The sequence below is a fragment of the Simplicispira metamorpha genome, from assembly GCF_004341365.1.
GTDB classification, from domain to species: Bacteria; Pseudomonadota; Gammaproteobacteria; order Burkholderiales; family Burkholderiaceae_C; genus Simplicispira; species Simplicispira metamorpha.
This window is the reverse complement of record NZ_SLXH01000002.1, coordinates 1-24,538: the sequence shown is the minus strand read 5'-3', so window position 1 is coordinate 24,538 and position 24,538 is coordinate 1. Positions and strand designations below refer to the sequence as shown.

The 24,538-nt window shown below is 59.1% G+C and carries 23 protein-coding genes, 1 tRNA gene and 1 pseudogene; 8 read left to right on the top strand and 17 right to left on the bottom strand.

All coding sequences use genetic code 11. The features are described from left to right. Positions 1–2: 2 nt before the first annotated feature. The 12 genes from nuoF to rpsO all read right to left on the bottom strand — a co-directional run bounded on the left by nuoF (position 3) and on the right by rpsO (position 9,813). Complete coding sequence (nuoF, locus tag EV674_RS01380) at positions 3–1,358, bottom strand: NADH-quinone oxidoreductase subunit NuoF (RefSeq protein WP_119011755.1); 1,356 nt, start codon at positions 1,356–1,358, stop codon at positions 3–5. After that, a complete protein-coding gene (nuoE, locus tag EV674_RS01375; protein ID WP_119011754.1) occupies positions 1,355–1,846 on the bottom strand; it encodes an NADH-quinone oxidoreductase subunit NuoE in 492 nt (163 codons plus the stop codon). Before nuoE ends, nuoF begins: the two co-directional genes overlap by 4 nt. Beyond that, on the bottom strand, positions 1,843–3,096 hold the full coding sequence (locus tag EV674_RS01370; protein WP_119011753.1) for an NADH-quinone oxidoreductase subunit D: 1,254 nt from the start codon (positions 3,094–3,096) through the stop codon (positions 1,843–1,845). The genes nuoE and EV674_RS01370 overlap by 4 nt, the downstream gene beginning before the upstream one ends. A gap of 27 nt (positions 3,097–3,123) precedes the next feature. Further along, complete coding sequence (locus EV674_RS01365; RefSeq protein WP_119011752.1) at positions 3,124–3,732, bottom strand: NADH-quinone oxidoreductase subunit C; 609 nt, start codon at positions 3,730–3,732, stop codon at positions 3,124–3,126. Between the two features lie 9 nt (positions 3,733–3,741). Next, the gene (locus tag EV674_RS01360) at positions 3,742–4,221 is read right to left on the bottom strand and encodes a NuoB/complex I 20 kDa subunit family protein (RefSeq protein ID WP_119011751.1); all 480 of its coding nucleotides are present in this window, start codon (positions 4,219–4,221) and stop codon (positions 3,742–3,744) included. Positions 4,222–4,246: 25 nt separating this feature from the next. After that, positions 4,247–4,606 carry an NADH-quinone oxidoreductase subunit A gene (locus EV674_RS01355; protein WP_119011750.1) on the bottom strand — a complete coding sequence of 120 codons (360 nt, stop codon included), beginning with the start codon at positions 4,604–4,606 and terminating at the stop codon, positions 4,247–4,249. A gap of 79 nt (positions 4,607–4,685) precedes the next feature. Then, positions 4,686–4,770 (bottom strand) — tRNA-Leu (locus tag EV674_RS01350). A 94-nt stretch (positions 4,771–4,864) separates the two neighbouring features. After that, positions 4,865–5,242 (bottom strand): preprotein translocase subunit SecG, encoded by a 378-nt coding sequence (gene secG / locus EV674_RS01345; RefSeq protein WP_119011749.1) that lies wholly within the window; start codon positions 5,240–5,242, stop codon positions 4,865–4,867. A gap of 41 nt (positions 5,243–5,283) precedes the next feature. Continuing rightward, positions 5,284–6,030 carry a triose-phosphate isomerase gene (gene tpiA, locus EV674_RS01340; protein WP_119011748.1) on the bottom strand — a complete coding sequence of 249 codons (747 nt, stop codon included), beginning with the start codon at positions 6,028–6,030 and terminating at the stop codon, positions 5,284–5,286. 2 nt (positions 6,031–6,032) lie between these two features. Next, entirely contained in the window at positions 6,033–7,019 is a 987-nt protein-coding gene (locus EV674_RS01335; RefSeq protein ID WP_119011747.1) for an NAD(P)H-quinone oxidoreductase, read from the bottom strand. Between the two features lie 92 nt (positions 7,020–7,111). Continuing rightward, positions 7,112–9,349 carry a polyribonucleotide nucleotidyltransferase gene (gene pnp / locus EV674_RS01330; protein ID WP_119011746.1) on the bottom strand — a complete coding sequence of 746 codons (2,238 nt, stop codon included), beginning with the start codon at positions 9,347–9,349 and terminating at the stop codon, positions 7,112–7,114. Between the two features lie 197 nt (positions 9,350–9,546). After that, positions 9,547–9,813, bottom strand: a complete 267-nt coding sequence (gene rpsO / locus EV674_RS01325; protein ID WP_119011745.1) for a 30S ribosomal protein S15 — start codon at positions 9,811–9,813, stop codon at positions 9,547–9,549. A gap of 392 nt (positions 9,814–10,205) precedes the next feature. Here rpsO and EV674_RS17645 point away from each other — a divergent pair, with 392 nt between their 5' ends. The 8 genes from EV674_RS17645 (at position 10,206) to ribD (ending at position 19,312) form a co-directional block, all read left to right on the top strand. Beyond that, positions 10,206–10,424 (top strand): hypothetical protein, encoded by a 219-nt coding sequence (locus EV674_RS17645; protein ID WP_241524851.1) that lies wholly within the window; start codon positions 10,206–10,208, stop codon positions 10,422–10,424. 87 nt (positions 10,425–10,511) lie between these two features. Next, positions 10,512–11,090, top strand: coding sequence for a GspH/FimT family pseudopilin (locus EV674_RS01315; RefSeq protein WP_119011744.1), 579 nt, complete (start codon positions 10,512–10,514; stop codon positions 11,088–11,090). Positions 11,091–11,095: 5 nt separating this feature from the next. Next, entirely contained in the window at positions 11,096–11,746 is a 651-nt protein-coding gene (pilV, locus tag EV674_RS01310; protein WP_119011743.1) for a type IV pilus modification protein PilV, read from the top strand. A gap of 76 nt (positions 11,747–11,822) precedes the next feature. Then, positions 11,823–12,716 carry a PilW family protein gene (locus tag EV674_RS01305; protein WP_119011742.1) on the top strand — a complete coding sequence of 298 codons (894 nt, stop codon included), beginning with the start codon at positions 11,823–11,825 and terminating at the stop codon, positions 12,714–12,716. Positions 12,717–12,737: 21 nt separating this feature from the next. Then, positions 12,738–13,511 carry a pilus assembly PilX family protein gene (locus EV674_RS01300; RefSeq protein ID WP_119011741.1) on the top strand — a complete coding sequence of 258 codons (774 nt, stop codon included), beginning with the start codon at positions 12,738–12,740 and terminating at the stop codon, positions 13,509–13,511. A gap of 90 nt (positions 13,512–13,601) precedes the next feature. Beyond that, positions 13,602–17,705 (top strand): pilus assembly protein, encoded by a 4,104-nt coding sequence (locus EV674_RS01295; protein ID WP_241524844.1) that lies wholly within the window; start codon positions 13,602–13,604, stop codon positions 17,703–17,705. 24 nt (positions 17,706–17,729) lie between these two features. Continuing rightward, positions 17,730–18,167, top strand: a complete 438-nt coding sequence (locus EV674_RS01290) for a type IV pilin protein (protein ID WP_119011740.1) — start codon at positions 17,730–17,732, stop codon at positions 18,165–18,167. Positions 18,168–18,193: 26 nt separating this feature from the next. Further along, positions 18,194–19,312 (top strand): bifunctional diaminohydroxyphosphoribosylaminopyrimidine deaminase/5-amino-6-(5-phosphoribosylamino)uracil reductase RibD, encoded by a 1,119-nt coding sequence (gene ribD / locus EV674_RS01285; RefSeq protein ID WP_119011739.1) that lies wholly within the window; start codon positions 18,194–18,196, stop codon positions 19,310–19,312. On the opposite strand, the gene EV674_RS01280 is transcribed toward ribD, so the two are convergent. The 5 genes and pseudogenes from EV674_RS01280 to EV674_RS01260 all read right to left on the bottom strand — a co-directional run. Then, positions 19,309–20,265 (bottom strand): NAD(P)H-dependent flavin oxidoreductase, encoded by a 957-nt coding sequence (locus tag EV674_RS01280; protein WP_119011738.1) that lies wholly within the window; start codon positions 20,263–20,265, stop codon positions 19,309–19,311. The genes ribD and EV674_RS01280 overlap by 4 nt on opposite strands. A 116-nt stretch (positions 20,266–20,381) precedes the next feature. Continuing rightward, positions 20,382–22,172 (bottom strand): acyl-CoA dehydrogenase, encoded by a 1,791-nt coding sequence (locus tag EV674_RS01275; protein ID WP_119011737.1) that lies wholly within the window; start codon positions 22,170–22,172, stop codon positions 20,382–20,384. Positions 22,173–22,203: 31 nt separating this feature from the next. Continuing rightward, complete coding sequence (locus tag EV674_RS01270; RefSeq protein WP_119011736.1) at positions 22,204–23,340, bottom strand: ABC transporter substrate-binding protein; 1,137 nt, start codon at positions 23,338–23,340, stop codon at positions 22,204–22,206. A gap of 90 nt (positions 23,341–23,430) precedes the next feature. Beyond that, complete coding sequence (locus tag EV674_RS01265; protein WP_132750337.1) at positions 23,431–24,366, bottom strand: electron transfer flavoprotein subunit alpha/FixB family protein; 936 nt, start codon at positions 24,364–24,366, stop codon at positions 23,431–23,433. A gap of 10 nt (positions 24,367–24,376) precedes the next feature. Beyond that, a pseudogene (locus tag EV674_RS01260) lies at positions 24,377–24,538 on the bottom strand (electron transfer flavoprotein subunit beta/FixA family protein); the annotation flags it as partial.

Below are 24,538 nucleotides of genomic sequence, written 5' to 3'. Positions count from 1 at the left end.
GATCAGGCAGAGGCCACGGCCTGGGAAACATTCTTCTGGATCAGCGCCTCAAACTCAGGCCTGAAATGCTTGATCATGGCTCGCACGGGCATGGCTGCAGCATCACCCAAAGCACAGATGGTTCGGCCCATGATATTGCTGGCCACAGAGTCCAGCACATCCATATCTTGCGGACGCCCTTCACCGCGGTGAATTCGATCCACCAGACGCCAAAGCCAACCAGTACCTTCACGACATGGTGTGCACTGGCCACAAGACTCATGCATATAAAAATAAGACAGACGCTTGAGCGACTCCACCATGCAACGGCTGTCATCCATGACGATCACGGCACCCGAACCCAGCATGGAACCAGCCTTGGCAATCGAATCGTAGTCCATGGTGCATTCCATGATGATGGATGCAGGCAGAACAGGCGACGAGGAGCCACCGGGGATGACTGCTTTGAGCTGACGCCCTGTACGGACACCACCAGCCAGCTCCAGCAACTTGGCGAAAGGAGTTCCCATGGGAACTTCGTAGTTGCCAGGCCTCTCCACATCCCCACTGACGGAATAAATTTTTGTACCACCGTTATTCGGCTTACCACATGCCAAGTAGGCAGCCCCACCGTTGCGAATAATCCAGGGAACCGCAGCAAAAGTTTCGGTATTGTTGATCGTGGTGGGTTTGCCATACAACCCAAAACTAGCAGGAAAAGGCGGCTTGAAGCGCGGCTGGCCTTTTTTACCTTCCAGAGATTCCAGCAGTGCAGTTTCTTCTCCACAAATGTAGGCACCAAAGCCATGGTGGGCATGCAGTTGGAAACTGAAGGCACTGCCTAAAATAGAATCACCCAAGTAACCGGCAGCGCGCGCCTCTTCCAAGGCAGCTTCAAAACGCTCATAAACTTGGAAGATTTCACCGTGGATATAGTTATAACCCACTGAAATACCCATGGCATAAGCGGCAATGATCATCCCCTCGATCACGATATGGGGGTTGAACATCAAAATGTCGCGGTCTTTGCAAGTCCCCGGCTCACCTTCGTCGGAATTGCAGACCAAATACTTTTGACCTGGAAACTGACGGGGCATAAAGCTCCACTTCAGTCCCGTGGGGAAGCCGGCACCGCCACGACCGCGCAAGCCAGACTCCTTGACACTGGCAATCACTTGGTCTTGGGTCAGCCCTTCGCCGCCATCTTTTCCCAATATAGAGCGCAAAGCTTGGTAACCACCACGCGCTTCGTAATCTTTCAGAGTCCAGTTAGAACCATTCAGATCGGCATAGATTTGTGGGTCAATATGCCGACCATGAAAACAGGTTTCTATTCCGGCCGATTGGAATTGGGCGAGGATTTGGGCAGAACTGCTCATTTCTTTTCCTCCGCTGCACGCAAAGCATCGACCAGCTGATCGAGCTTTTCATGACCCATAAAACTGCACATATTCCGATCATTCACCAACATTACCGGCGCATCGGCGCAAGCGCCGAGGCATTCACACTGTTGTAAGGTAAATAATCCATCAGCAGTGGTTTGCCCCATGGAAACACCGAGTTTTTGCTCAAGATGCTCCAATGCCTTAGCCCCATCGCGCAAAAGACATGGCAAATTGGTACACACAGCCAGCTTGTATTTTCCTACTGCTTGCTGGTTGTACATGTTGTAGAAGGTAGTGACCTCATGGACAGCAATTTGGGGCATACCGAGATACTCGGCAATCACTGCCTCACTGGCTTCACTGACATGGCCTTGCTCTTGCTGAACAATGGCCAGACAAGCCATAACAGCCGATTGCTTTTGCTCGGCTGGGTATTTGGCCACTTCCCGCGCAAAACGCGCCTTGGTCGCTTCAGAAATCATCGGTCAATTTCTCCGAACACGATATCCATCGTGCCAATAATGGCAACAACGTCTGCCAACATATGACCACGCGACATTTCATCTAATGCCGACAAATGCACAAAACCAGGCGCTCGAATTTTCAAACGATAGGGCTTATTGGCACCATCGCTTACCAGATAAATGCCAAACTCGCCTTTGGGATGCTCTACCGCAGCGTAAGCTTCACCTTCTGGCACATGAAATCCTTCCGTGAACAACTTGAAGTGGTGGATCAACTCCTCCATGTTCGACTTCATGGATTCACGGCTGGGTGGCGCAACCTTATGGTTATCGGTAATAACAGGACCAGGATTGGCACGCAACCAATCTACGCATTGCTTGATGATGCGATTGGACTGGCGCATTTCCTGAACGCGTACCAAATAGCGGTCATAGCAATCGCCGGTTTCGCCCACAGGGATATCAAAATCGAGGCGATCATAAACATCATAGGGCTGCGCCTTGCGCAAATCCCAGGCAATACCAGAGCCACGCAACATAGGGCCTGTCATACCCAGATTGATGGCGCGTTCAGGCTGAACCACACCAATACCCACCGTACGCTGCTTCCAGATACGGTTTTCTGTCAACAAGGTTTCATACTCATCCACACAAGCTGGAAAGCGCTGTGTGAAATCATCAATAAAATCAAGCAAAGAACCCTTACGGTTCTGATTGCGCTCTTCCAACGATTTGGCATTGCGCACCTTGCTTGCCTTGTACTGGGGCATGCTGTCAGGCAGGTCGCGATACACGCCGCCTGGACGGAAGTAAGCAGCATGCATGCGTGCGCCAGACACTGCCTCATACATGTCAAACAGATCTTCACGCTCACGGAAAGTGTAGATCAAGATGGTGGAGCTGCCGCAGTCGTTCCCGTGCGAACCAAGCCACATCAAGTGATTCAGCAGACGAGTGATTTCAGCAAACATCACACGGATGTACTGCGCGCGAACCGGAACCTCAATGCCCAGCAACTTCTCGATTGCCAGGCAATAGGCATGCTCATTGCACATCATCGACACGTAATCCAACCGATCCATATAAGGAAGCGATTGGATAAAGGTCTTGTGTTCAGCCAATTTTTCGGTGGCACGGTGCAACAGACCAATGTGCGGATCAGCACGCTGAACCACCTCACCATCAAGCTCCAACACCAAGCGCAGCACACCGTGCGCAGCCGGATGCTGGGGACCAAAGTTCAGAGAATAATTTTTGATTTCAGCCATGTTTCACCAGAGAAGGCACAAAGCGCCTTAGTGCAGGCCTCCGTATTTATCTTCACGGATGATGCGTGGCGTGACTTCACGCGGCTCAATCGTTACCGGCTCATAAATCACACGACGCTGGTCAGCGTCGTAACGCATTTCAACATTGCCGGACAACGGAAAGTCTTTACGGAAAGGATGCCCAATGAAACCGTAGTCCGTCAAAATGCGACGCAGATCGCCGTGACCATCAAATACGATGCCAAACAAATCAAAGGCCTCGCGCTCAAACCAGCCAGCGCCTTCCCACAAAGTGGTCAGCGACGCAACAACTGGAAAATCATCATCCGGACAAAATACTTTGACGCGCAAACGCTGATTCAAACTCACAGAAAGCAAGTGCGAAACCACACAGTAACGCAACCCTTCTTGCTCACGATCTTTGTAGGCAGAATAATCTACTCCACACAAATCAATCAGCTGTTCAAAACGGCAACCTGGCGCCTCACGCAAAATGCGCATGGCTTCCAGATAATGCTTTGCAGCAACTTCAATAGTTACCTCATCCAAAGCCACCTTGACTGCGCGCACTTTCTCACCCAAGGCTTGGGCAATGGCATTTTTGAGATTTTCAGGGCTGATAGCTACGTTTGTCATGACACCACCTCAAGCGCGCGCAATGGTATTGGTGCGACGTATTTTTTGCTGCAACTGGATAATGCCGTAGATCAGCGCCTCAGCCGTTGGAGGGCAACCAGGCACATACACATCCACAGGCACAATACGATCACAACCGCGCACGACTGAATAGCTGTAGTGGTAATAACCACCGCCATTGGCGCACGACCCCATGGACAAAACCCAGCGCGGCTCCGACATCTGGTCATACACCTTGCGCAAAGCGGGCGCCATCTTGTTGCACAAGGTTCCCGCAACAATCATCAAATCAGACTGACGTGGACTAGCACGAAAGACCTCGGCACCAAATCGACCGATGTCATAACGTGCAGCTGCTGCGTGCATCATTTCCACAGCACAGCACGCCAGACCAAAGGTCATGGGCCACAAAGAGCCGGTTTTGGCCCAATTCACCACAGAGTCGTAACTCGTGGTGACGAAGCCTTCTTTCATCACGCCTTCAATCATTGTGTCAATCCCCGCTCAAACCTGATCATTCCCAATCCAGCGCGCCTTTTTTCCACTCGTAGGCAAAACCCACAACCAGAACAGCCAGAAAGATAATCACAGCGACAAAACCAGTCACCCCAACCTCCTGCAGCGACACAGCCCAGGGAATCAGGAAGGCGATTTCAAGATCAAAAAGAATAAAGAGGATGGCAACCAGGTAGTAGCGCACATCGAACTTCATGCGGGCATCTTCGAAAGCTTCGAAGCCGCATTCATAAGGGGAATTTTTTTGGGGATCGGGCCTGTTGGGCCCCAAGATATATCCCAGCGCCAGCGGCACGACACCGACCGCTATGCCTACCAAGATGAACAATAGAACGGGGAGATATTGATCGAGGTTCATCTTGTGGATGTGCTCACCGCTGTAACTGCATGCACCATGACCAGAAAATGGCACATGGGCATGAGCTTGTTTTTTTGTTTGGTGCCGTCGGCGAGACTCGAACTCGCACAGCTTTCGCCACTACCCCCTCAAGATAGCGTGTCTACCAATTTCACCACGACGGCTATCGCGTTGCCTGGATGGCTTGAGGAACTTTTTTGCTTTCCAGACAGTCCGCGATTATACCTTGATACATTGTCAAAAAATGATTGCGCAGGTTTATTTGGCGGGAATCTCTGCGGCACCAGAGGCAGGAACCGCAGCTGGCGCCACATTGCCCGGAATAGCCGCAGCCGAACCAGCGTCTGGCACCACCACGGGCGCCACTGTCTCCAACACACTGCCTGTGCTTTGCGGACGGGTGCTACCAAAATAGGCCAACGCCAGCGTACAGACAAAAAACACGGCCGCCAGCACTGCAGTAGTGCGCGACAGGAAGTTGGCGCTTCCGCTGGCGCCAAACAGACTGCCCGAACTGCCACTGCCAAAAGCCGCCCCCATGTCAGCACCTTTGCCATGCTGGATCAGAATCAAACCGATCATGCCCAAAGCGGTCAAAATCTGTGCTGCCAAAATCACGTTCACAAGTAAATTCATTCTTCGATAACTCCTGATTTGATAGCGCCTAGCGCTTATCCTTATTGGGCTGCAGCGATAATTTGCAAGAAGTCTGCGGGCTTGAGCGAGGCGCCCCCGACCAGCCCGCCATCAATGTCGGGTTGGGCCAGCAGCTGCTGCGCATTGCCCGCATTCATGCTGCCGCCGTACAGCAGTCGAATGCGTGCCGCCTTGTCGCTGGCCGCTGCCAACTGCGCACGCAGCACGGCATGCACCTGCTGCGCCTGCTCTGGCGTGGCAGTTTTGCCTGTGCCGATGGCCCACACGGGCTCGTACGCCACCACCACTTCACTGATGCAATGGCCATTGACATGGATGACCGCTGCCAGCTGGCGACGCACCACGGCTTCGGTTTCTCCCGCTTCGCGTTCGGCCAGCGTTTCACCGACACACACAATGGGTGTAATGCCAGCGGCCAGCGCACGCTGTGCCTTCAGCGCCACGCAGGCATCCGACTCGGCATGGTATTGACGCCGCTCCGAGTGCCCAACCAAGGCGTAGCGCACCGCGAAGTCGCGCAACATCAAGGCCGACACTTCCCCCGTGTAAGCACCTGCCTCGTGCGCAGACACATCCTGCGCCGCCAGCGCCAGGGCCGAGCCCGCAACCAGGGACTGCACCTGCGCCAAGTAGGGCGCGGGCACGGCCACAGCCACGTCACAACCACCCTGCCCTGCCAGCCCTGCCACCAGCGCACGCACCAAGGCGTCGTTGGCAGCCAAGCTGCCGTTCATTTTCCAATTGCCTGCGATCAGTTTTTTGTTCATGCTTACCACGTCAAAACAATCTTGCCAGTGTGCTGACTGGACTCCATCAAAGCGTGCGCCTGTGCCGCATCGGCAGCGGCAAAGGTGCGGTGGATCACTGGGCGCACGGCACCGGCGGCCAGCAAAGGCCACACCCGCTCGCGCAAGGCCTGCGCAATCGCGCCCTTGAAGGCCACGGGCCGGGGCCGCAACGTGGAACCGGTAATGGTCAGGCGCCGTCGCAAAACCAGCCCCGCATCGAACGTGCTCTGTACACCACCTTGGACGGCGATGATCACCAGACGGCCATCTTCTGCCAGACACTGCACCTCGCGGGCCACGTAGCTGCCCGCCACCATGTCCAGCACCACATCCACGCCTTTGCCCGCCGTGATGCGTTGCACCTCAGCGACAAAATCTTGCGTGCGGTAGTTGATGGCATGGTGGGCGCCCAGCGCCAGACAGGCCGCACATTTGTCATCGCTGCCCGCTGTCACGATGACGGTAGCGCCCAGCGCCCGGCCCAGCTGGATGGCAGTCACGCCGATGCCGCTGCTTCCGCCTTGCACCAGCAAAACCTCCCCCGGCTGCAAACGGCCACGCTCGAACACATTGCTCCACACCGTGAAGAAGGTTTCGGGCAAAGAGGCAGCCTCTACGTCGCTGAATCCGGCGGGCACGGGCAGGCACTGCACCACGGGCGCCACGCACCACTGGGCGTAGCCACCACCAGCCACCAGCGCGCACACGCGATCGCCCACGCGCAGACCGGCCTGGGCCATGGCGGACTCATCGCCCCCCTCAATCACCCCCGCCACCTCCAGACCCGGCAGGTCAGAGGTGCCCGGCGGCGGCGCATAGTGGCCCTTGCGTTGCAGCACATCAGGCCGGTTGATGCCGCTGGCGCTCACGCGGATCAGCAACTCCCCCGCACCGGCCACCGGCACAGGACGCTCACCCAGACGCAGAACGCCAGGTTCGCCAAACGATGAAATTTCTACAGCAAGCATGCTCTGAAGGCGCTCCGTTAATTTGAATGATTTTGGCCTCTAGCGCCCGACTGGTGGGCGCTAGAAGCTCTCATATCAATAGCAAATTGACGTTAGCCGCTGACTTGGCCTGGCGCGTCCTGGGCAGGCTGCTGTGCTGGCTGCTGCTCGTTGTCACGCGCTGCGGCGGGCTCACGGCGTTCCTGGCGCTCAGCACGCTCTTGGCGCTCGCCACGCTCAGGGCGGTCACCGCCCTGGGGGCGCTCGGCCAGCGCTTTCATGGACAGCTTGATGCGGCCTTTTTCGTCAGTTTCCATGACCTTGACCTTGACGATCTGGCCTTCGGTCAGGTAGTCGCTCACGCGCTCGACGCGCTCGTGGGCGATCTGGCTGATGTGCAGCAGGCCGTCCTTGCCAGGCAGCAGATTAATCAGCGCGCCAAAGTCCAGAATCTTGGTGACTGGGCCTTCATACACCTTGCCGATTTCCACCTCAGCCGTGATTTGCGCGATGCGGCGCTTGGCTTCATCGGCCTTGGCCGTGTCGGTCGAGGCGATGGTGATGGTGCCGTCTTCGTCGATGTTGATCTGGCAACCGGTCTCTTCGGTCAATGCACGGATCACCGAACCACCCTTGCCGATCACGTCGCGGATCTTCTCGGGGTTGATCTTCATGGTGTAGAGCTTGGGCGCGAAGCTGGAGACTTCGGTATTGGCCTCGCCCATGGCTTCTTGCATCTTGCCCAGGATGTGCATGCGCGCTTCTTTGGCCTGGGCCAGGGCGACTTGCATGATTTCCTTGGTGATGCCCTGGATTTTGATGTCCATTTGCAACGCCGTGATACCGGCGGTAGTGCCAGCCACCTTGAAGTCCATGTCGCCCAGGTGATCTTCATCGCCCAGGATGTCGGTCAGCACGGCAAAACGGTTGTCTTCCTTGATCAGGCCCATGGCAATACCAGCCACGTGCGCCTTCATGGGCACGCCCGCATCCATCATCGACAGGCAGCCGCCGCACACCGATGCCATCGACGAGGAGCCGTTGGATTCGGTGATCTCCGACACCACGCGAATGGTGTAGGGGAATTCTTCCTTGCTCGGCAGCACCGCGGTCAGTGCGCGCTTGGCCAGGCGGCCATGGCCGATTTCACGGCGCTTGGTGCTGCCCATGCGACCGACTTCGCCGGTGGCAAAGGGAGGCATGTTGTAGTGCAGCATGAAGCGGTCTTCGTATTCGCCCATCAAGGCGTCGATGCGCTGGGCATCGCGCTCGGTGCCCAGCGTGGTCACGGCCAGCGCCTGGGTTTCGCCACGGGTGAACAGCGACGAGCCGTGGGCACGCGGCAGCACACTGCTGCGGATTTCAATGGGACGCACCGTGCGTGTGTCGCGGCCATCAATGCGGGGCTCACCGGCCAGAATCTGGCTGCGCACGATGCGTGCTTCGATGTCAAACAACATGCCTTCAACCTTGACGGCATCGAACTCCACACCAGCTTCCTTCAGGTCAGCCATGACCACGGCGTATGCCTCGCGGCAAGCGTGGGTGCGGGCCTGCTTGTTGCGAATCTGGTAAGCGGCGCGCAGTTTTTCTTCGGCAAATTGCGTGACTTTGGCAATCAGGGCCTCGTCTTTGGGCGGGGCGCTCCAGTCCCACACCGGCTTGCCGGCGTCACGCACCAGCTCATGGATGGCATTGATGGCAATCTTGCCCTGCTCATGGCCAAACACCACAGCGCCCAACATAACGTCTTCGGGCAGTTGCTGCGCTTCGGACTCGACCATCAGCACGGCAGCTTCGGTACCGGCCACCACCAGATCCATCTGGCTGCTCTTGCGCAGCGTCTGGCCGGGGTTGAGCACGTACTCACCATTGACATAGCCCACGCGCGCGGCGCCGATGGGGCCGCTGAACGGAATGCCGGAAATGGCCAGCGCAGCGCTGGAGGCAATCAGTGCTGCAATGTCTGCATCCACTTCAGGGTTCAGCGACAGCGTGTGGATGACCACATGCACTTCGTTGAAGAAGCCTTCGGGGAACAGCGGGCGGATCGGACGGTCGATCAGGCGGCTGGTCAGGGTTTCGTGCTCGCTGGGCTTGGCTTCGCGCTTGAAGAAGCTGCCGGGAATCTTGCCAGCGGCATAGGTCTTCTCGATGTAATCCACCGTCAGCGGGAAGAAGTCCTGGCCGGGCTTGGCACCTTTGGAGGCCACCACCGTGGCCAGCACCACGGTATCGTCAATGTTGACCACAACGGCACCAGAGGCCTGGCGGGCGACTTCGCCGGTTTCCATGATGACGGTCTTGTCGCCCCATTGGAAAGACTTGGTGACTTTGTTAAAAATGCTCATTTTTGCTCCTGATTAGATAGCTGGTAACGCAGTACCAGCGGGCGCCAGAGGCCTATTCAGAACACGATGCCATTCCATTGAAACCGCACGCGGAAGTTCAGTGGAATGACACAGCTTCGCTCTGATCTTGGACACTGGCAAAGTAAAAAACGCCTGAGCTAGCGTGCTAACCCAGGCGTTTTTGCATGCGACAGCGCTTACTTGCGCAGACCCAGCTTGGCGATCAAAGCGGTGTAACGCTCAGCATTCTTGGCCTTGAGGTAGTCCAGCAGCTTGCGGCGACGGCTCACCATGCGCAGCAGGCCACGGCGACCGTGGTGGTCTTTGGCGTGGGTTTTGAAGTGGGGCATCAGTTCGTTGATGCGGGCCGTCAGCAGGGCCACTTGCACTTCAGGGCTACCGGTATCGTTGGCAGCACGGGCGTTGGCCTTGACGACTTCGGCCTTGATGGAGGATGCGATCATTTGGAAATTTCCTGTAATGCGGCTTGCCACCCCATAAACGGGCAGCCAGCGCGGGTTTTACTTGCGCCAGAAACTGGAAGGGCTACCGGCGTGCGTCTTGCACCATGCAAAACCTGTCGATTATAGCGACTGCTCTTTTTTGAGGCCCCTGTCGCGCAGTACCCAATCCCGAAACCTGCTTTCGCAATATTCCACCGCGCGCATACCCGCATGCCACAGCTGGTTCTGGCATGGCACGATGCACCTACCCCACCCCACCCGGTCACACCCGAACGGCACCGCCAGAAAGCCACACCACCATGCGTACCACAGCCCCCCAGACAACCACCACAGCGCACAGGATCTGGCGCCGCCACGCACTTCCAAACACACTGCTGTGCGCCTGCCTGGCCATGGGTCTGCTGGCCACACCTGTAGATGCCCACGCCGCACGCAAGAAAAAAGACAGCGCCAGCAACAACCAAACCACCAGTGCGAAGAAAGGCAGTGTGCGCGTCAAATATTTTGGGAGCTCTTCGGAAGAGAGTACAAGTCAGCGCGACCGGCGCCTGTACCGCGAGTGCAAAGGCCGCCCCGATGCAGGCGCTTGCCTGGGATACACCCGCCGCTAGACTGCCTGCGCCAGACAGCTGCCGCTGATCCGCACACCACGGCCGCTTGTCCCGCTACGGCGACGCACCACGTTCTGGCTGCGTAACATGGACGCCATGTATGCATCGACTTTTACGCCTGCGCAACGAGTGCAACGCGGCTTTACTCTCATTGAAGTCCTGGTCGTCGCGGCCATCGTGGCCGTGCTGGCGGCGTTGGCAGGCCCCAGTTTCACGCCCTTGCTTGAGCGCTGGCGCGTGCGTGACAGCGTAGAAAGTCTGCAATCGGCGCTGTATTTGGCACGTTCCGAAGCGATCAAACGCGGCGGTAACGTCGTCATCCGCAAAGAGGCCACAGGCGCCAACGGCTGCACGCTGGCATCTGGCGCATCCAATTGGGACTGTGGCTGGTTCGTATTTGTGGACACCAATAACAATGGCACACAAAACACTGGTGAAGAAGTGCTGCAACGCTTCGCTATCCCGGCAAACCTAGAAGTCACTCGCTCTGCAAATAGCGCATTCATACGTTTTGACCGCTGGGGTAGAGCAAATGCTCCTTTCGGATTCTCGATCGTTCCCGCAAACCAAAGCACCTCGCACCCCGCCGCACGCGGTTTGTGCATGAGTTCGGGCGGGCGGATCCGGATCAGCAGCGATCCAGCCGACATTCCATGCAGCGATTAAATCCCATGCAATACACACTCCTACAGCCGCAGCGCGGCATCACCCTGATTGAATCTCTGGTGGCCATCGTCGTCATGGCATTGGGCATCTTGGGCATCTTGGGCGTACAAATGCGCACCCTGACCGACACACAGACTGCTGTGCGCCGCGCGCAGGCCATCCGGCTGATTGAAGACCTGGGTGAACGCATGAAAGTCAACCCCAATGCGTTGTCCAACCTCAATGCCTATGTCACTGGATTTGATACAACCCCCTCCACGCCCAACTGCGCCAACGGTTGTAGTGCGGCGCAACTGGCCGCTTATGACGTGGCCGTCTGGAAAAAGACCGTCCAGGACAACTTGCCACTCGGCAAGGCCAGCATCTTTATTCCCCCAGCTGAGAGTGGTCTGGCCGCCGGTCTGGGGCGCCAGCTGGGCGTGATGGTCGCTTGGCGTGAAAACGAACGTGCGATCACAGACAGCGCAGAGAAAAAGACCTTCAAAGACAACATTGATGCCACCAAAGTGCGCGCTGCCGACGGAACCCTGAGTGATGGCGCAACCCTCGCATGCCCCGACGACCACACCTGCCACCTGCAATACATCCCTGTTGCGTCACGCTGTGCGCCTTACGCTCCCGGTGGCGTCACCATGTACTACTGCCCAGGGTCTTGACATGCTCTCAAAAAACATAGCTGCCGGCGCTTATCCCGCAAAGCTTGCAGGACAAAAACAGCCGAAAAACAAGTCGATGCATCCACACGCCCAACGTGGTGTAACGCTGATTGAGTTGATGGTGGGCATCACCATCGGTCTGCTCACTGTTGCCGTGGCCATGGGGGCGCTCATGGTCTCGCGTGGTATCTCAGGCACAGTAAGCGATGCCAGCACCATCCAGCAACAGGCCGCCTACGCCATGCGCGTAATCGGCCTGCAACTGCGCCAGGCAGGCTCGCTGCGACTTAACCTAGACCCAGGCACCACCACCACAGAATCCACCTATCTGATCGCCGCAGCATTTGAAACCGATTACACAGACCCCGTTGATACCAGCGCATCCTTTTCCATCAAAGATCACACCCTGAAAGGGAAGAAAGAGCCCAGCGATGGGGAATACGCCCTTTCGGTGGGCTACCGCAATTACACAGAACCAGTTTTCACCAGTGCGTCTGCCGAGTCGCTTCAGCGCAACTGCTTGGGCGGCCAGGGAACTAGCGCACTGATATTGAGCGAATTCGTGCTCTATACCCCCGCCAGTGATCCAGCCAAGCGGGAACTGCGCTGCAACGGCAACGGCAACATCCAGCCCATCGTCGGCAACGTCGCCAACTTCCAGGTGCGTTATCTGCTGCAAGACAACACCACTACACCGGGCAACAGCACCATCAAATCTGTAGATGCCAGTGGCGTGACCAACTGGGCCCAGGTGCAAGCAGTAGAAGTGTGCCTGGTGTTGTATGGCAACGAGGCGATGGACATACCTTCCCCCACCCAAGACAACCCCAAACAAGGCACCTACACCGACTGCGATGGCACAGCCGTCAGCATGAATACCCTCACTGGTGCGCGCAACAAACGCATGCACATCGCCTTTCGCAATACCTTCCAGCTGCGCAGCCAAGGGCTGATTGGCTCGGTGCTCTAAACCTTGATGAGAAAAGCCACCATGCAAAGCAGGCACTTCCCCCACCAGCGGCGACCGCGCCAGCGCGGCGTGGCGCTGTTTGTCGTCATTGTGTTTGTCATGCTCTCTATGCTGCTGGCGCTGTGGGCGTCGCGCACTTCGCTATTCAACGAAATGCTGGTCGGCAACGATGCAGACTACCAACGCGCCTTTGAAGCTGCCCAGGCCCTGCTGCAAGATGCCGAACTGGATATCCGGGGTGAAAACGCCGATGGCAGTGTCTGCACTGCCACCAACTGCCGCGACAAAATCAGCGCAGCCCCCAAGATCCCACTGGAAACCCAAGACGTCACGCCCCTATTGGCGGCACTGGACCAAGAAACTACCAAGTGCAGCTACGGTCTGTGTACCAAACGCGCAGGACGACAAGACTTCTGGAACAAAAAAGACAACACCGGACTGCTGGCTGGCGAAATCGCCCTCAGCAGCATGACCGTGCCCAATGTGGGAGCTCGGTATGGTCAGTTCAGCGGCGCCGCTCAGGGCAGCAGCAGCAAGCAGGCTAACCCTATTCTGGCCGACCGCAGCGCCAACGACCGCGGTGGGTGGTACTGGATTGAAGTGATGCACTACGACGAAAGCAGCAAAAACTCTGGCCTGATCGTCGGTGGCGCTGGCACTCCTACCAACAGTTTGCTGAACTTGAACCTCAAGCCCAACGTGGTGTACCGCATTACTGCACTGGCTTATGGCCGCAAAGGCAACACCATGGCCGTGCTGCAACAAACCTACGCCCGCCAGGTACGCAAAGACTAATTCACTATCAAAACAATAGCTTATAGCGCTTATTTTGCAAGCACTAGAGCCACTTTTGATCAATAAAATAACTTCATTGAAGGAGCAGCTATGCCCCGCCATACCCCACCCCGCTTTCGCAAAACCCTGCTCGCCCTGGCCGCTGGTGCAGCGCTGGCACCGCACAGTACATGGGCGCTGGATTTGGCAACAGCCCCGCCGGGCACGGTACTACCGTATGTGGCACCTAACATCATCCTGTCTCTGGACGACTCGACCAGCATGGATGAGAAGGATATGGTTCTGCAAGATCCGAGCAAGCCATACAACAAGTACAGCAACGTGTACACCAAGACCCGTGTCCAGGTGCTACAGGAGGCCCTGCAGGTCGTGTTCAGCGACAAAGACCTGCTGCCAGACGAAAAGGTTCGTCTGGCTTGGCAATCACTGGGAAACTGCACCTCAGTCGACGGGCTGAGTTTTAAGACGTTGGGCACTACTACCGCAGCGACCACCGCAGCCAATACGATGCGCTTGCTCGATAGCAGCCACCGCACCAACTTCCTCAAATACGCGCAAAACTACAACACCTGTAGTTCTACCCCCACCCACCGGATGGTCAAGCGTGCCGATGAATACATGCGCGCGCCCCTGCACCAGAACGGCCCCTGGGCCAGCAAGCCAGGAGAGACTCTCAATGGAGAAAAAGGCAAGCCCCTGGGTTGTCGCCGCAACTACCACATTCTGCTGACCGACGGCGGCTGGAACGGCGACTACTACGGCCCTGGTGGAACCTACTTCAATTCATCCTCACCCTACAGCGAGTCGACCAACTGGGATGACCCCAAAGAAGACATCAACACCGACCCCATCAACTTCGACAACCAGGACTCCAAAACCTTCAAGGCCTACGGCAAGCGGGCAGCCACACCAGCCAAGTTTGGTACGAATCAGCTCCCCGATCCGTTGGGCATTGACCCCCAAGAAGACCCCAAAGACTATCCTGGCTTCTCCCTGCCCGACGGCACACCCTACAGCCGAGACAACCCAAACACCTGGATCTACCGCGACATTGACTACCTGACCTACAGCAGTTGGCACGAAGGTTACAGGCCCTGCCGCACCTTCAAACTAGGCGATATTGGCTCATCGTCCAAGCCCAAATGGGTGAACCAATGCACCGACATCCAAAGCAACGGATCACGCCGTGGCGGGGTAATCAGCACGCTATCGGACTGGACTTTCAAAAGCTGGGCCACGCGCCTGCAGAGCAAGGATGCTTTGGACGGCGAAGTCGCCCCTCCACCCGAATACGACAAGGCAAGTGCCACCGAAACTTTCAAAAATCCGAAAACAGGCAAAACGGCCACCCTCGAAAAATACTGGAACCCACGCTACAACCCTGCCAATTGGGCGCACATGGTGACTTTCACCATAGGCTTCAGCACTGATTCGCTTCCCTCGACGCAATACAGGCCCATGGGGACAGCCAGCCAGACCGCCGGGAACATCGGAAAGTACTGGCGAGATGGCACCACGGGGGCCAATAACGACTGGGGCAGTACGACCGGCCTTTTTTATTACTTGGACGGCCCGACAGCAGCCAACAACACGGAAGCAACGACCAACAATGGCAATAGCGGCAAACTGATCAAGCCTTCCAGCAACATGCCCTATGGCTATGACGGCAGTTTTGCTGACTACGCTGCTGGCCGGGCACAGTGGTATTCCATCAAACAGCCTGCAGAAGATATGTGGCACGCTGCCATCAATGGCCGGGGCCAGTTCTATGCCGTGGAGAAAGGCGAAGATCTGAAAGAAGCCTTTCGCCAAATTGTCAAAACCATCAGTACAGATGTAGATCCCGACCTGAGCGCCAGTGCCACCAGTGGCTCCAACGTATCGCGCAGTGATGTAGGTAAATACACCGCTTATTACGAACCACTCAAGGGATGGAAAGGCTCTGTCACCGCTGATCGGGTCAAGTCCGATGGCACCACTGCACCCGATTCTGGCTGGGGAGGGCAAACTACCGCAGACAAGCTAGACGCTATCAGCGTTGCCAATCGACTGGTACTGAGCTGGAGCGACAAGTGGGAAAGCTCCAAATACAAAGGTGGCGTACCTTTCAAATGGGCTGCTGACGAAAGCAACCTCAGCACGGCCCAAAAGCTCTCACTACAGAAAAATGCCAGTGGTTCTGACGAAGGAGCCACCAAAGGCCAGCAACGGCTCGACTACATCCGGGGCGAACGTAGCCTAGAGGGTTCGGAGTCCACCGGCTACACCACCGCAAAACCCTATCGCCAACGCCAAAGCCGCCAGGGCGACATCATCAACTCTGACGTGTGGTACACAGGCGCGCCTGCGGGCAACTCACTGCTCAAAGGGTATGCAGCTTTTGTGCGCAGCAACAAATCGCGCCCCGGCATGCTCTACGTGGGCGGCAACGACGGCATGCTGCATGGCTTTGCTGCCGTTGATGGCCAAGAAAAAATCGCTTACGTACCCCGGGGCGCGATCCCCAATCTGACGTTGCTGACCGCCCCGGAATACAACAGCAAGCACAAGTATTCTGTCGATGGCTCGCCCATGACCGGCGACGTGGACATGAATGGTGGCCTGCAAGACCCCAAGTCCGAAGGCTACGACGACTACATCCCCGACTGGCGCACCTTGCTGGTCGGTACACTGGGCCTGGGCGGCAAGGGTTACTTTGTACTGGACGTTACCAACCCCACCAACACCGCACTGTCCACCGGAACGCCCGGCTTTACCGAGGCCAACGCTGCACAACTGGTCAAGCTTGATCGCACCCGCGGCCCCACCGAACCTGCACCCAACTGCGGCGCCATAGCAGCAGGAGCCGAAAAAACAGCCTGCCTGCAAGCGGTAGACGAAGACAAGGACATTGGCTACATCACCACCAAGCCGGTGCGCGATGACAACGACTCTATGCGCAGTACACAAATCACGCGGCTTAACAACAACCGCTGGGCCGTAGTGATGGGCAATGGCTACAACAGCACCAACCAACGTCCAGTGCTGCTCATCCAATACCTGGACGGTGACAAAAAGCTGGTGCGCATTCCCACGGCAGGCACCGTGGCTGCGCCACCGACCCCTGGCACGGGGCTGGCCGCCGACAACGGTTTGTCCGCACCGCGTGTGGTCGATCTGAATGGCGACAGCCGCGCTGACGTGGTCTATGCCGGAGACAACCTGGGTAATTTGTGGAAATTTGATCTGACCAGCGCCAGCGCCAGCGACTGGAAAGTCGCCTTTGGTGGCAGCCCCCTGTTCACGGCTAGCGGCCCGGAAGCACCAACCTCTACATTGCGCGATCAAATCCAGCCCATCAGTGCCCCCCCCACCGTGCGCGCCAATGACCGCACAAGAACCGCAGGCAGCGGTGCCAGCGCCAAAACCGTGCGTGTAGGCGGCATGATGGTTGCATTTGGTACGGGTCGCAACGTAGATACCCGAGACCCTAACAAGAGAAGCGTGCAAACCTTGTACTCGGTACTGGATAACACACGTTACCGTGAGGTCGGCACCGGCGCCGGCAAGCGCCTGGAGGTACACCCAGGCGGCGGTTCCTGTCCCGATGGCACCAACTGCGTGCCTACACCAGCGCCTCTTGGTGCTGGCACAGTCGCCGCCAAACTTGCCAAGCAAGAATTCGTAGAAGTCAATAACGGCGACTACGGTGCCATCAAACCCGCAGACAGTTCGAACGAACTAAAGCCCGAGACTTGGGGTAGCCTCAACGGCTGGTACCTGGATATGCCCGCTGCGGGCGAACGCCTGCTCAAAGGCATGGAGTTCTACGATGCCAGCAACCTGCTGACTGTGTGGTCTCAAGTGCCTGCCAAGGGCTCGACCGTCAGCGGCAACGTGGAGAGCTGTGACGCCACCTCGGTGGACGAAGAGCGCCAATACCGCACCTTTGTCAACATCATGGACGGCAAGGCGCCTACAGTGGCACTTGTGGACAAAAATGGTGACGGCAAATTCAACATGGCGGAAGGCGATGGAGTCTCTGTCGGGGGCAAGTACATCGGCATCTCGCGCAAAAAAGTGGCCAAAGGCCCCCACACCATCATCAGTACAGGCAAAGATGAAAACGTCGATATTGACGCCAAGAACAACAAAGAAAAACTCGCTCGCATGCCGGAAGAATCCTTGCGCCCCAGCTGGCGCCAAATCCAATAACGGGCGGGAGATATGACAGCAACCATGAACACCACTATCACCATGCGACAAAAAGGTTTCACCCTCATCGAACTCATGATCGTGGTGGCCATCGTCGGCATCTTGTCGGCCATTGCCTACCCTAGCTACACCGAGTACATCGCGCGCGGTCACCGTGCCGATGCGCGCACGGGGCTGTTGCAAGCGCAGCAGTGGCTGGAGCGGGCATCCACGGCCACGGGTGTCTATCCGACCACGTTGCCCGCCACATTCACGTGGGCCAATGACACCACCAAGCGCTACACCATCGGCTTCCAGAACGGCAATACCAACGCGGCCTTCACTCTGACAGCTGCGCCCAAAACTGGCCCGCAACAAAATGACAAGTGCGGCACCTACACGCTGTCCAACACGGGGGTTCGCGGCGCTGCGGGAAAAGTGTCCACGGATACAGGCTACAACCCCGATTGCTGGAACAAATAACCCGCTGCGCTACCATCGCGTGCGCTATGACAACAACAGCGCACTTCATCTCTCAAGCGCTTGGGCTGGCGGCCCAGGCGCTTTTTCTTTCCAACCCCAACCCGCGCGTGGGCTGCGTCATTGCGACGCCCGACGGGCGTGTGCTGGGCCAAGGCTTTACGCAGCAGGCGGGCGGCCCGCACGCCGAAGTGATGGCGCTGCGCGATGCGCAGGCCGCCGGGCACGATGTGCGCGGCGCCACCGCCTACGTCACGCTGGAGCCCTGCGCCCACCAGGGCCGCACAGGCCCGTGCTGCGATGCACTGATTGCCGCAGGCATAGGCCGTGTGGTGGGCTCGATTGCCGACCCCAATCCGCTGGTCGGTGGCCAGGGCTTTGCCCGGCTGCGCGCAGCGGGCGTGGCAGTAGAGGTGGGGCCGGGCGCAGACCAAGCGCGCGAACTCAACATCGGTTTTTTCAGCCGCATGGTGCGCGGCACGCCGTGGGTACGGCTCAAGGTGGCAGCGTCGCTGGATGGCACTACGGCGCTGGCCAACGGGGCCAGCCAGTGGATTACCTCTGCCAGCGCGCGCGCCGATGGCCACGCCTGGCGCGCCCGCGCCTGCGCCGTGCTCACCGGCTTTGGCACGGTGCGGAGCGACAACCCGCGCCTGGATGTGCGCGAGGTGGCCACGCCGCGCCAGCCGCAGGTGGTGGTGATCGATAGCCGCCTGCAAACGCCGCCAGATGCTGCACTTTTTATAGCTGGTCGCGCTTGCACCATCTACGCTGGAGGCACTTTGGATGCTGAATTTGCCGCGCGCAAAGCCGCCCTGCAGGCGCGCGGCGCAGCGGTAGTGCAGTTGCCCAATCCGCAAGGCAAGGTGGATTTGCACGCCATGCTGATCGACCTGGGGCGGCGCGGCATCAACGAGCTGCACGTAGAAGCGGGCCACCAGCTCAACGGCTCTTTGCTGCGCGAGGGGCTGGTCGATGAGCTGCTGGTGTATTTGGCGCCCAAGCTGCTGGGGCCCGGCCTGGGCATGGCCAACATCGGCCCCTTGAGCGAGCTGGCCCAGGCACAGGCACTGGAATTCACCAGCGCCGAGCGCGTAGGGCCCGATTTGCGGGTGCTGGCGCGTGTGCCCGGACGCGGAGATTTTTAAACCAATTGCAGGCGCTCGCGGGCGGCCTGGTACTCGCGGCGCAGGCGTGCCACCAACTCTGCCGTGGAGGTGACGGCATCGATGGTGCCAATGCCCTGGCCGCAGCCCCAGATGTCTTTCCAGGCTTTGGTGCGGTCGCTGCCAAAACTCATTTTGCTGGGGTCGGATGCGGGCAGGTTCTCAGGGTCCAGGCCAGCAGCACGGATGGAGCTGGCCAGGTAGTTGCCGTGTACGCCGGTGAACAGGTTGCTGTAGATGATGTCGTCGGAGTTGCTGTCCACGATGGCCTGCTTGTAGGCCTCGCTGGCGCGCGCTTCGTGGGTGGCGATGAAGGCTGAGCCGATGTAGGCAAAGTCGGCCCCCATGGCCTGCGCGGCCAGCACGGCGCCGCCGCTGGCGATGGAGCCGCTCAGGGCGACGGGGCCGTCAAACCACTGGCGGATTTCCTGGATCAGCGCAAACGGGCTTTTCACGCCCGCGTGGCCACCGGCGCCTGCGGCCACGGCAATCAGGCCATCCGCCCCTTTTTCAATGGCCTTGTGCGCAAACTTGTTGTTGATGATGTCGTGCAGCACCACGCCGCCCCAGCCGTGCACAGCCTGGTTCACGTCTTCGCGTGCGCCCAGGCTGGTGATGACGATAGGCACATGGTATTTGGCGCAAACGGCCATGTCTTGCTCCAGCCGGTCGTTGCTTTTATGCACGATCTGGTTGATGGCAAAGGGCGCCGCAGGCTGCTCGGGGTGGGCACGGTCGTGGGCGGCCAGGGTTTCCGTGATTTCTGCCAGCCAGTCGTCCAGCTGCGCGGCCGGGCGGGCATTGAGCGCGGGCATGGAGCCGACGATGCCCGCCTTGCATTGCGCAATCACCAGTTGCGGGTTGCTGATGATGAACAGCGGCGAGCCGATCACCGGAAAGGTCAGTTTCTGCAAAACGGGGGGTAAACGTGACATGGCGTGTCTCCAACAAGTTTTAGATATAAAAAAGAGCTGCAGGGCTTGCCTGGCAAGCGCGAGCAGCTCTCATTTCAGTAGCGAAATTCAGCCGACCAGGGCGGCTGGTCTGGGGCTCAGAACGCGTCCAGTGCCAAGGCCGTCACGCTGGCGGCGCCTTCGACGATGCTGTCGCGCAGGCTGCCGGTCTTGACCAGGATGTGTTCGGCGTAGAACTGGGCCGTGGCGATTTTGGCGCGCATGAAGGCTTCGTCCTGTCCCTTGTGCAACAGCTCCTGCGCCACCAGCAGCGCACGGGCCATTTGCCAGCCTGCCACCAGGTTGCCGGTGAGCATGAGGTAGGGCACGCTGCCAGCGTAGACGGCGTTGGGGTCGGCCTTGGCGCTGCCCGCCACAAAGCCGACCACGTCCAGAAACGCCTGGCGCGCGGCCTGCAAGCGCTTGGCCACGGCCAGGGCGGCGGGGGTGGCGCTGGCGGTCAGTTCGCCTTCGGTCTTCTCGATTTGCGCGGCGATGGCGCGGGCCGACTGACCACCGTCGCGGGCAGTTTTGCGGCCCACCAGGTCGTTGGCCTGGATGGCGGTGGTGCCTTCGTAAATCGTCAGAATTTTGGCGTCGCGGTAGTGCTGGGCAGCGCCGGTTTCTTCGATAAAGCCCATGCCGCCATGCACTTGCACGCCCAGGCTGGTCACTTCCAGGCTCATTTCGGTGCTGTAGCCCTTGACCAGCGGCACCATGAACTCATAGAAGGTGGCGTTGTCCTTGCGCACCTGCGCATCGGGGTGGTGGTGGGCCGCATCGTAGGCCGCAGCGGCGGTGGTGGCCATGGCGCGGCAGCCCTCGGTGTAGGCGCGCATGGTCATGAGCATGCGGCGCACATCGGGGTGGTGGATGATGGCGGCGCTGCCCGCCACGCTGCCATCGACCGGGCGGCTTTGCACGCGGTCACGGGCGTATTGCACGGCCTGTTGGTAGGCGCGTTCAGCAATGGCGATGCCCTGCACGCCCACGGCGTAGCGCGCAGCGTTCATCATGATGAACATGTACTCCAGGCCCCGGTTTTCTTCGCCCACCAGGTAGCCCACGGCGCCGCCGTGGTCGCCAAATTGCAGCACTGCCGTGGGGCTGGCCTTGATGCCCAGCTTGTGCTCGATGCTGACGCAGTGCGCGTCGTTGCGCGCGCCCAGCGTGCCATCGGCATTGACCAAGAACTTGGGCACCACAAACAGGCTGATGCCCTTGACGCCCTCGGGCGCGCCCTGCACGCGGGCCAGCACCAGATGGACGATGTTCTCGGCCATGTCGTGCTCACCGTAGGTGATGAAAATCTTGGTGCCGAAGACCTTGTAGGTGCCATCGGGCTGGGGCTCGGCACGGGTGCGCACCAGAGCCAGATCAGAACCGGCCTGGGGCTCGGTCAGGTTCATGGTGCCCGTCCACTGGCCACTGACGAGCTTTTCCAGGTACGTGGCCTTGAGCGCATCGCTGCCTGCGGTGAGCAGCGCCTCGATGGCGCCATCGGTCAGCAGCGGGCACAGCGCAAAGCTCAGGCTGGCGCTGTTGGACATTTCAATGCAGGCAGCACCAATGGTTTTGGGCAGGCCCTGGCCGCCAAAATCTGCCGGGTGCTGCAAGCCTTGCCAGCCGCCCTCGGCGTATTGGCGGAATGCGTCCTTGAAGCCCGCTGCAGTGGTGACCACACCGGCCTGGAAGCTCGACGGGTTCTTGTCGCTCTCCCAGTTCAGCGGGGCAACCACACCCTCGTTGAACTTGGCGCACTCTTCCAGCACGGCCTGTGCGGTATCGAGGTTGGCATCTTCAAAACCGGGGATTTGCGCGACTTGCTCAATCTGGGCCAAGTGCTCAATGGCAAACAGCATGTCTTTGACGGGTGCGATGTAACTCATGGGTGAACTCCCTGTGAAATAAGACTTTTCTTCAGTGGCTGACGCGGCCAGCTGCATTGACGATGGACAACTCCACAAACCGCGACCCCTGGTTGGATCGCGGCTTGAAGGAAACCCAGTAACCGCCCAGATCGACGGAATCGATGCTGCGCAGTGCCGGGGCAATTTGGTCAGGGGTGATTTTGGGTGCGCGGCGCAGGGCCTCGGCAATCACGCGGGCGTTGACGTAGCCTTCCATCATGGCGTAGCTGACGGGGGTGTCGAGCTTGTCGCCACGGGTGGCCACCACATCCCGAAACTGCTTGTTCAAGCGGCCCGAGACGCGGTAGGGGCTGGGCACTACCTGGGCAATGGAGATGCCGCTCATGTGCTCTACCGACAGGCGCTTGATGAGCTGCTCAATGTCGGCATCGGAATTGGTATAGATCTGCGCCGTGCCCCCGGACATGCGGTAGTGCTCGATAAAACCGGCGGCCGCCGGGCTGGAGGCAATGATCAAAATGGCCTGGGGCTGCGCGTTGATCAAGGTGGCCACGGCATCGGCGGTGCGTGCCCCTCCTTGGGCTTGCAGCATGGCGTGCCCGGCCAGGCGGGCGCCTGCGGGCTTGATGGCCTCCTCAACCAGCTTCACCACCGAGGCAGCACCGGGGCCGTCTTCATAAAAGAGCCCGAGTTTGGTGATGCCCACGGTAGCCAGGTGGGTGGCGATTTTGGCCATCTCGTCCTGGGTATTGGCACGCGCATTGAACAGCTGCGGCACCTGGAGCACGCGCGGGTCCACGCTGCGGTAGCCCACCAGACTGGTCTGCGTCTGCGCCAGCAGGCCACTGTCGGCCAGGGCCAACAAGTTGCGGTCGCCAAAGTAGCCCGCCAACACCACGGGTTTGGACTGGGCCAGCATCTCGCGCGTGGCACGCACGGTTTCTTCGGGCTGCCCCCGGTCGTCTTGCGTGACCAGCGTGATCTGCTCGCCCTGTATGCCACCGGCCTTGTTGACCTCGTCAAAGTACAGGCGCATGCCCTGCGCATAGGCCCGTGCCTGCGTGGCATAGGGCCCGCTCAGGGGCGCCACCTGCCCTACCACCCACGGGCTGGCGTGCGCTACCGCACCGGCAGCACACACCACAGTGGCCAACAAAAATCGACCCCATAGGGACAAGCGTGTCATGGCGTTTTCCTTTGTTCGGGCAGGCCGGGGCGCCTGCTTTTTCAGACAAGAAAAAGGGGCACAACGCCCCTTTTTGCTTTGCGCTGTGGTTTACAGCGCCTTGACCAGCTCCGGCACGGCCGTAAACAGATCGGCCTCCAGCCCATAGTCAGCCACGCTGAAGATGGGCGCCTCGGGGTCTTTGTTGATCGCCACGATGACCTTGCTGTCTTTCATGCCTGCCAAATGCTGGATGGCGCCCGAGATGCCCGCGGCCACGTACAGCTGCGGCGCCACGATCTTGCCTGTCTGGCCCACTTGCCAGTCGTTGGGGGCGTAGCCTGCATCGACCGCAGCGCGGCTGGCGCCCAGTGCGGCGCCCAGCTTGTCGGCCAGCGGGGTCATGACTTCGTCGAACTTCTCTTTGCTGCCCAGTGCCCGGCCACCCGAGACGATGATCTTGGCCGCGGTGAGTTCGGGCCGGTCGCTCTTGGCGATTTCGCTGCCCTGGAAGCTGCTTTGTCCGGCGTCGGCCACTGCCGCTACGCTTTCGATAGCTGCTGGCGCTTGTCCGGCGCTGGCTGCAGCGTCAAACCCCGTAGAGCGCACGGTGATGACTTTGGTGGCGTCCTGGCTTTGCACGGTGGCGATGGCGTTGCCGGCGTAGATGGGGCGCTCGAAGGTGTCGGCGCTCACGACTTTGCTGATTTCGCTGATCTGCGCGACGTCCAGCAGGGCGGCGACGCGCGGGGCGACGTTTTTACCGGCTGCGGTGGCGGCAAACAGGATGTGGCTGTAGTTGGATGCGATGGCCAGCACTTGCGCGGCCATGTTTTCGGCCAGGCCGTGGGCCAGGGCGGCGCCGTCGGCGTGCAGCACTTTGGCCACACCGGCGATGTGCGCGGCTGCGGCTGCGGCAGCACCGGCGTTGTGGCCTGCGACCAGCACGTGGACATCACCGCCGATGGCTGCGGCCGCCGTGACGGTGTTGAGGGTGGCGCCTTTAATACTGGCGTTGTCGTGTTCGGCAATAACGAGGGTGGTCATGTTCGGTTCCTCAGATCACTTTGGCTTCGTTTTTGAGTTTGTCCACCAGAGCGGCCACGTCGGCCACTTTGACGCCCGCGCCGCGCTTGGCGGGCTCTTCGACCTTGAGGGTCTTCAGGCGCGGGGCCACATCGACGCCGAGGTCTTCGGGCTTGACGGTGTCGAGCTGCTT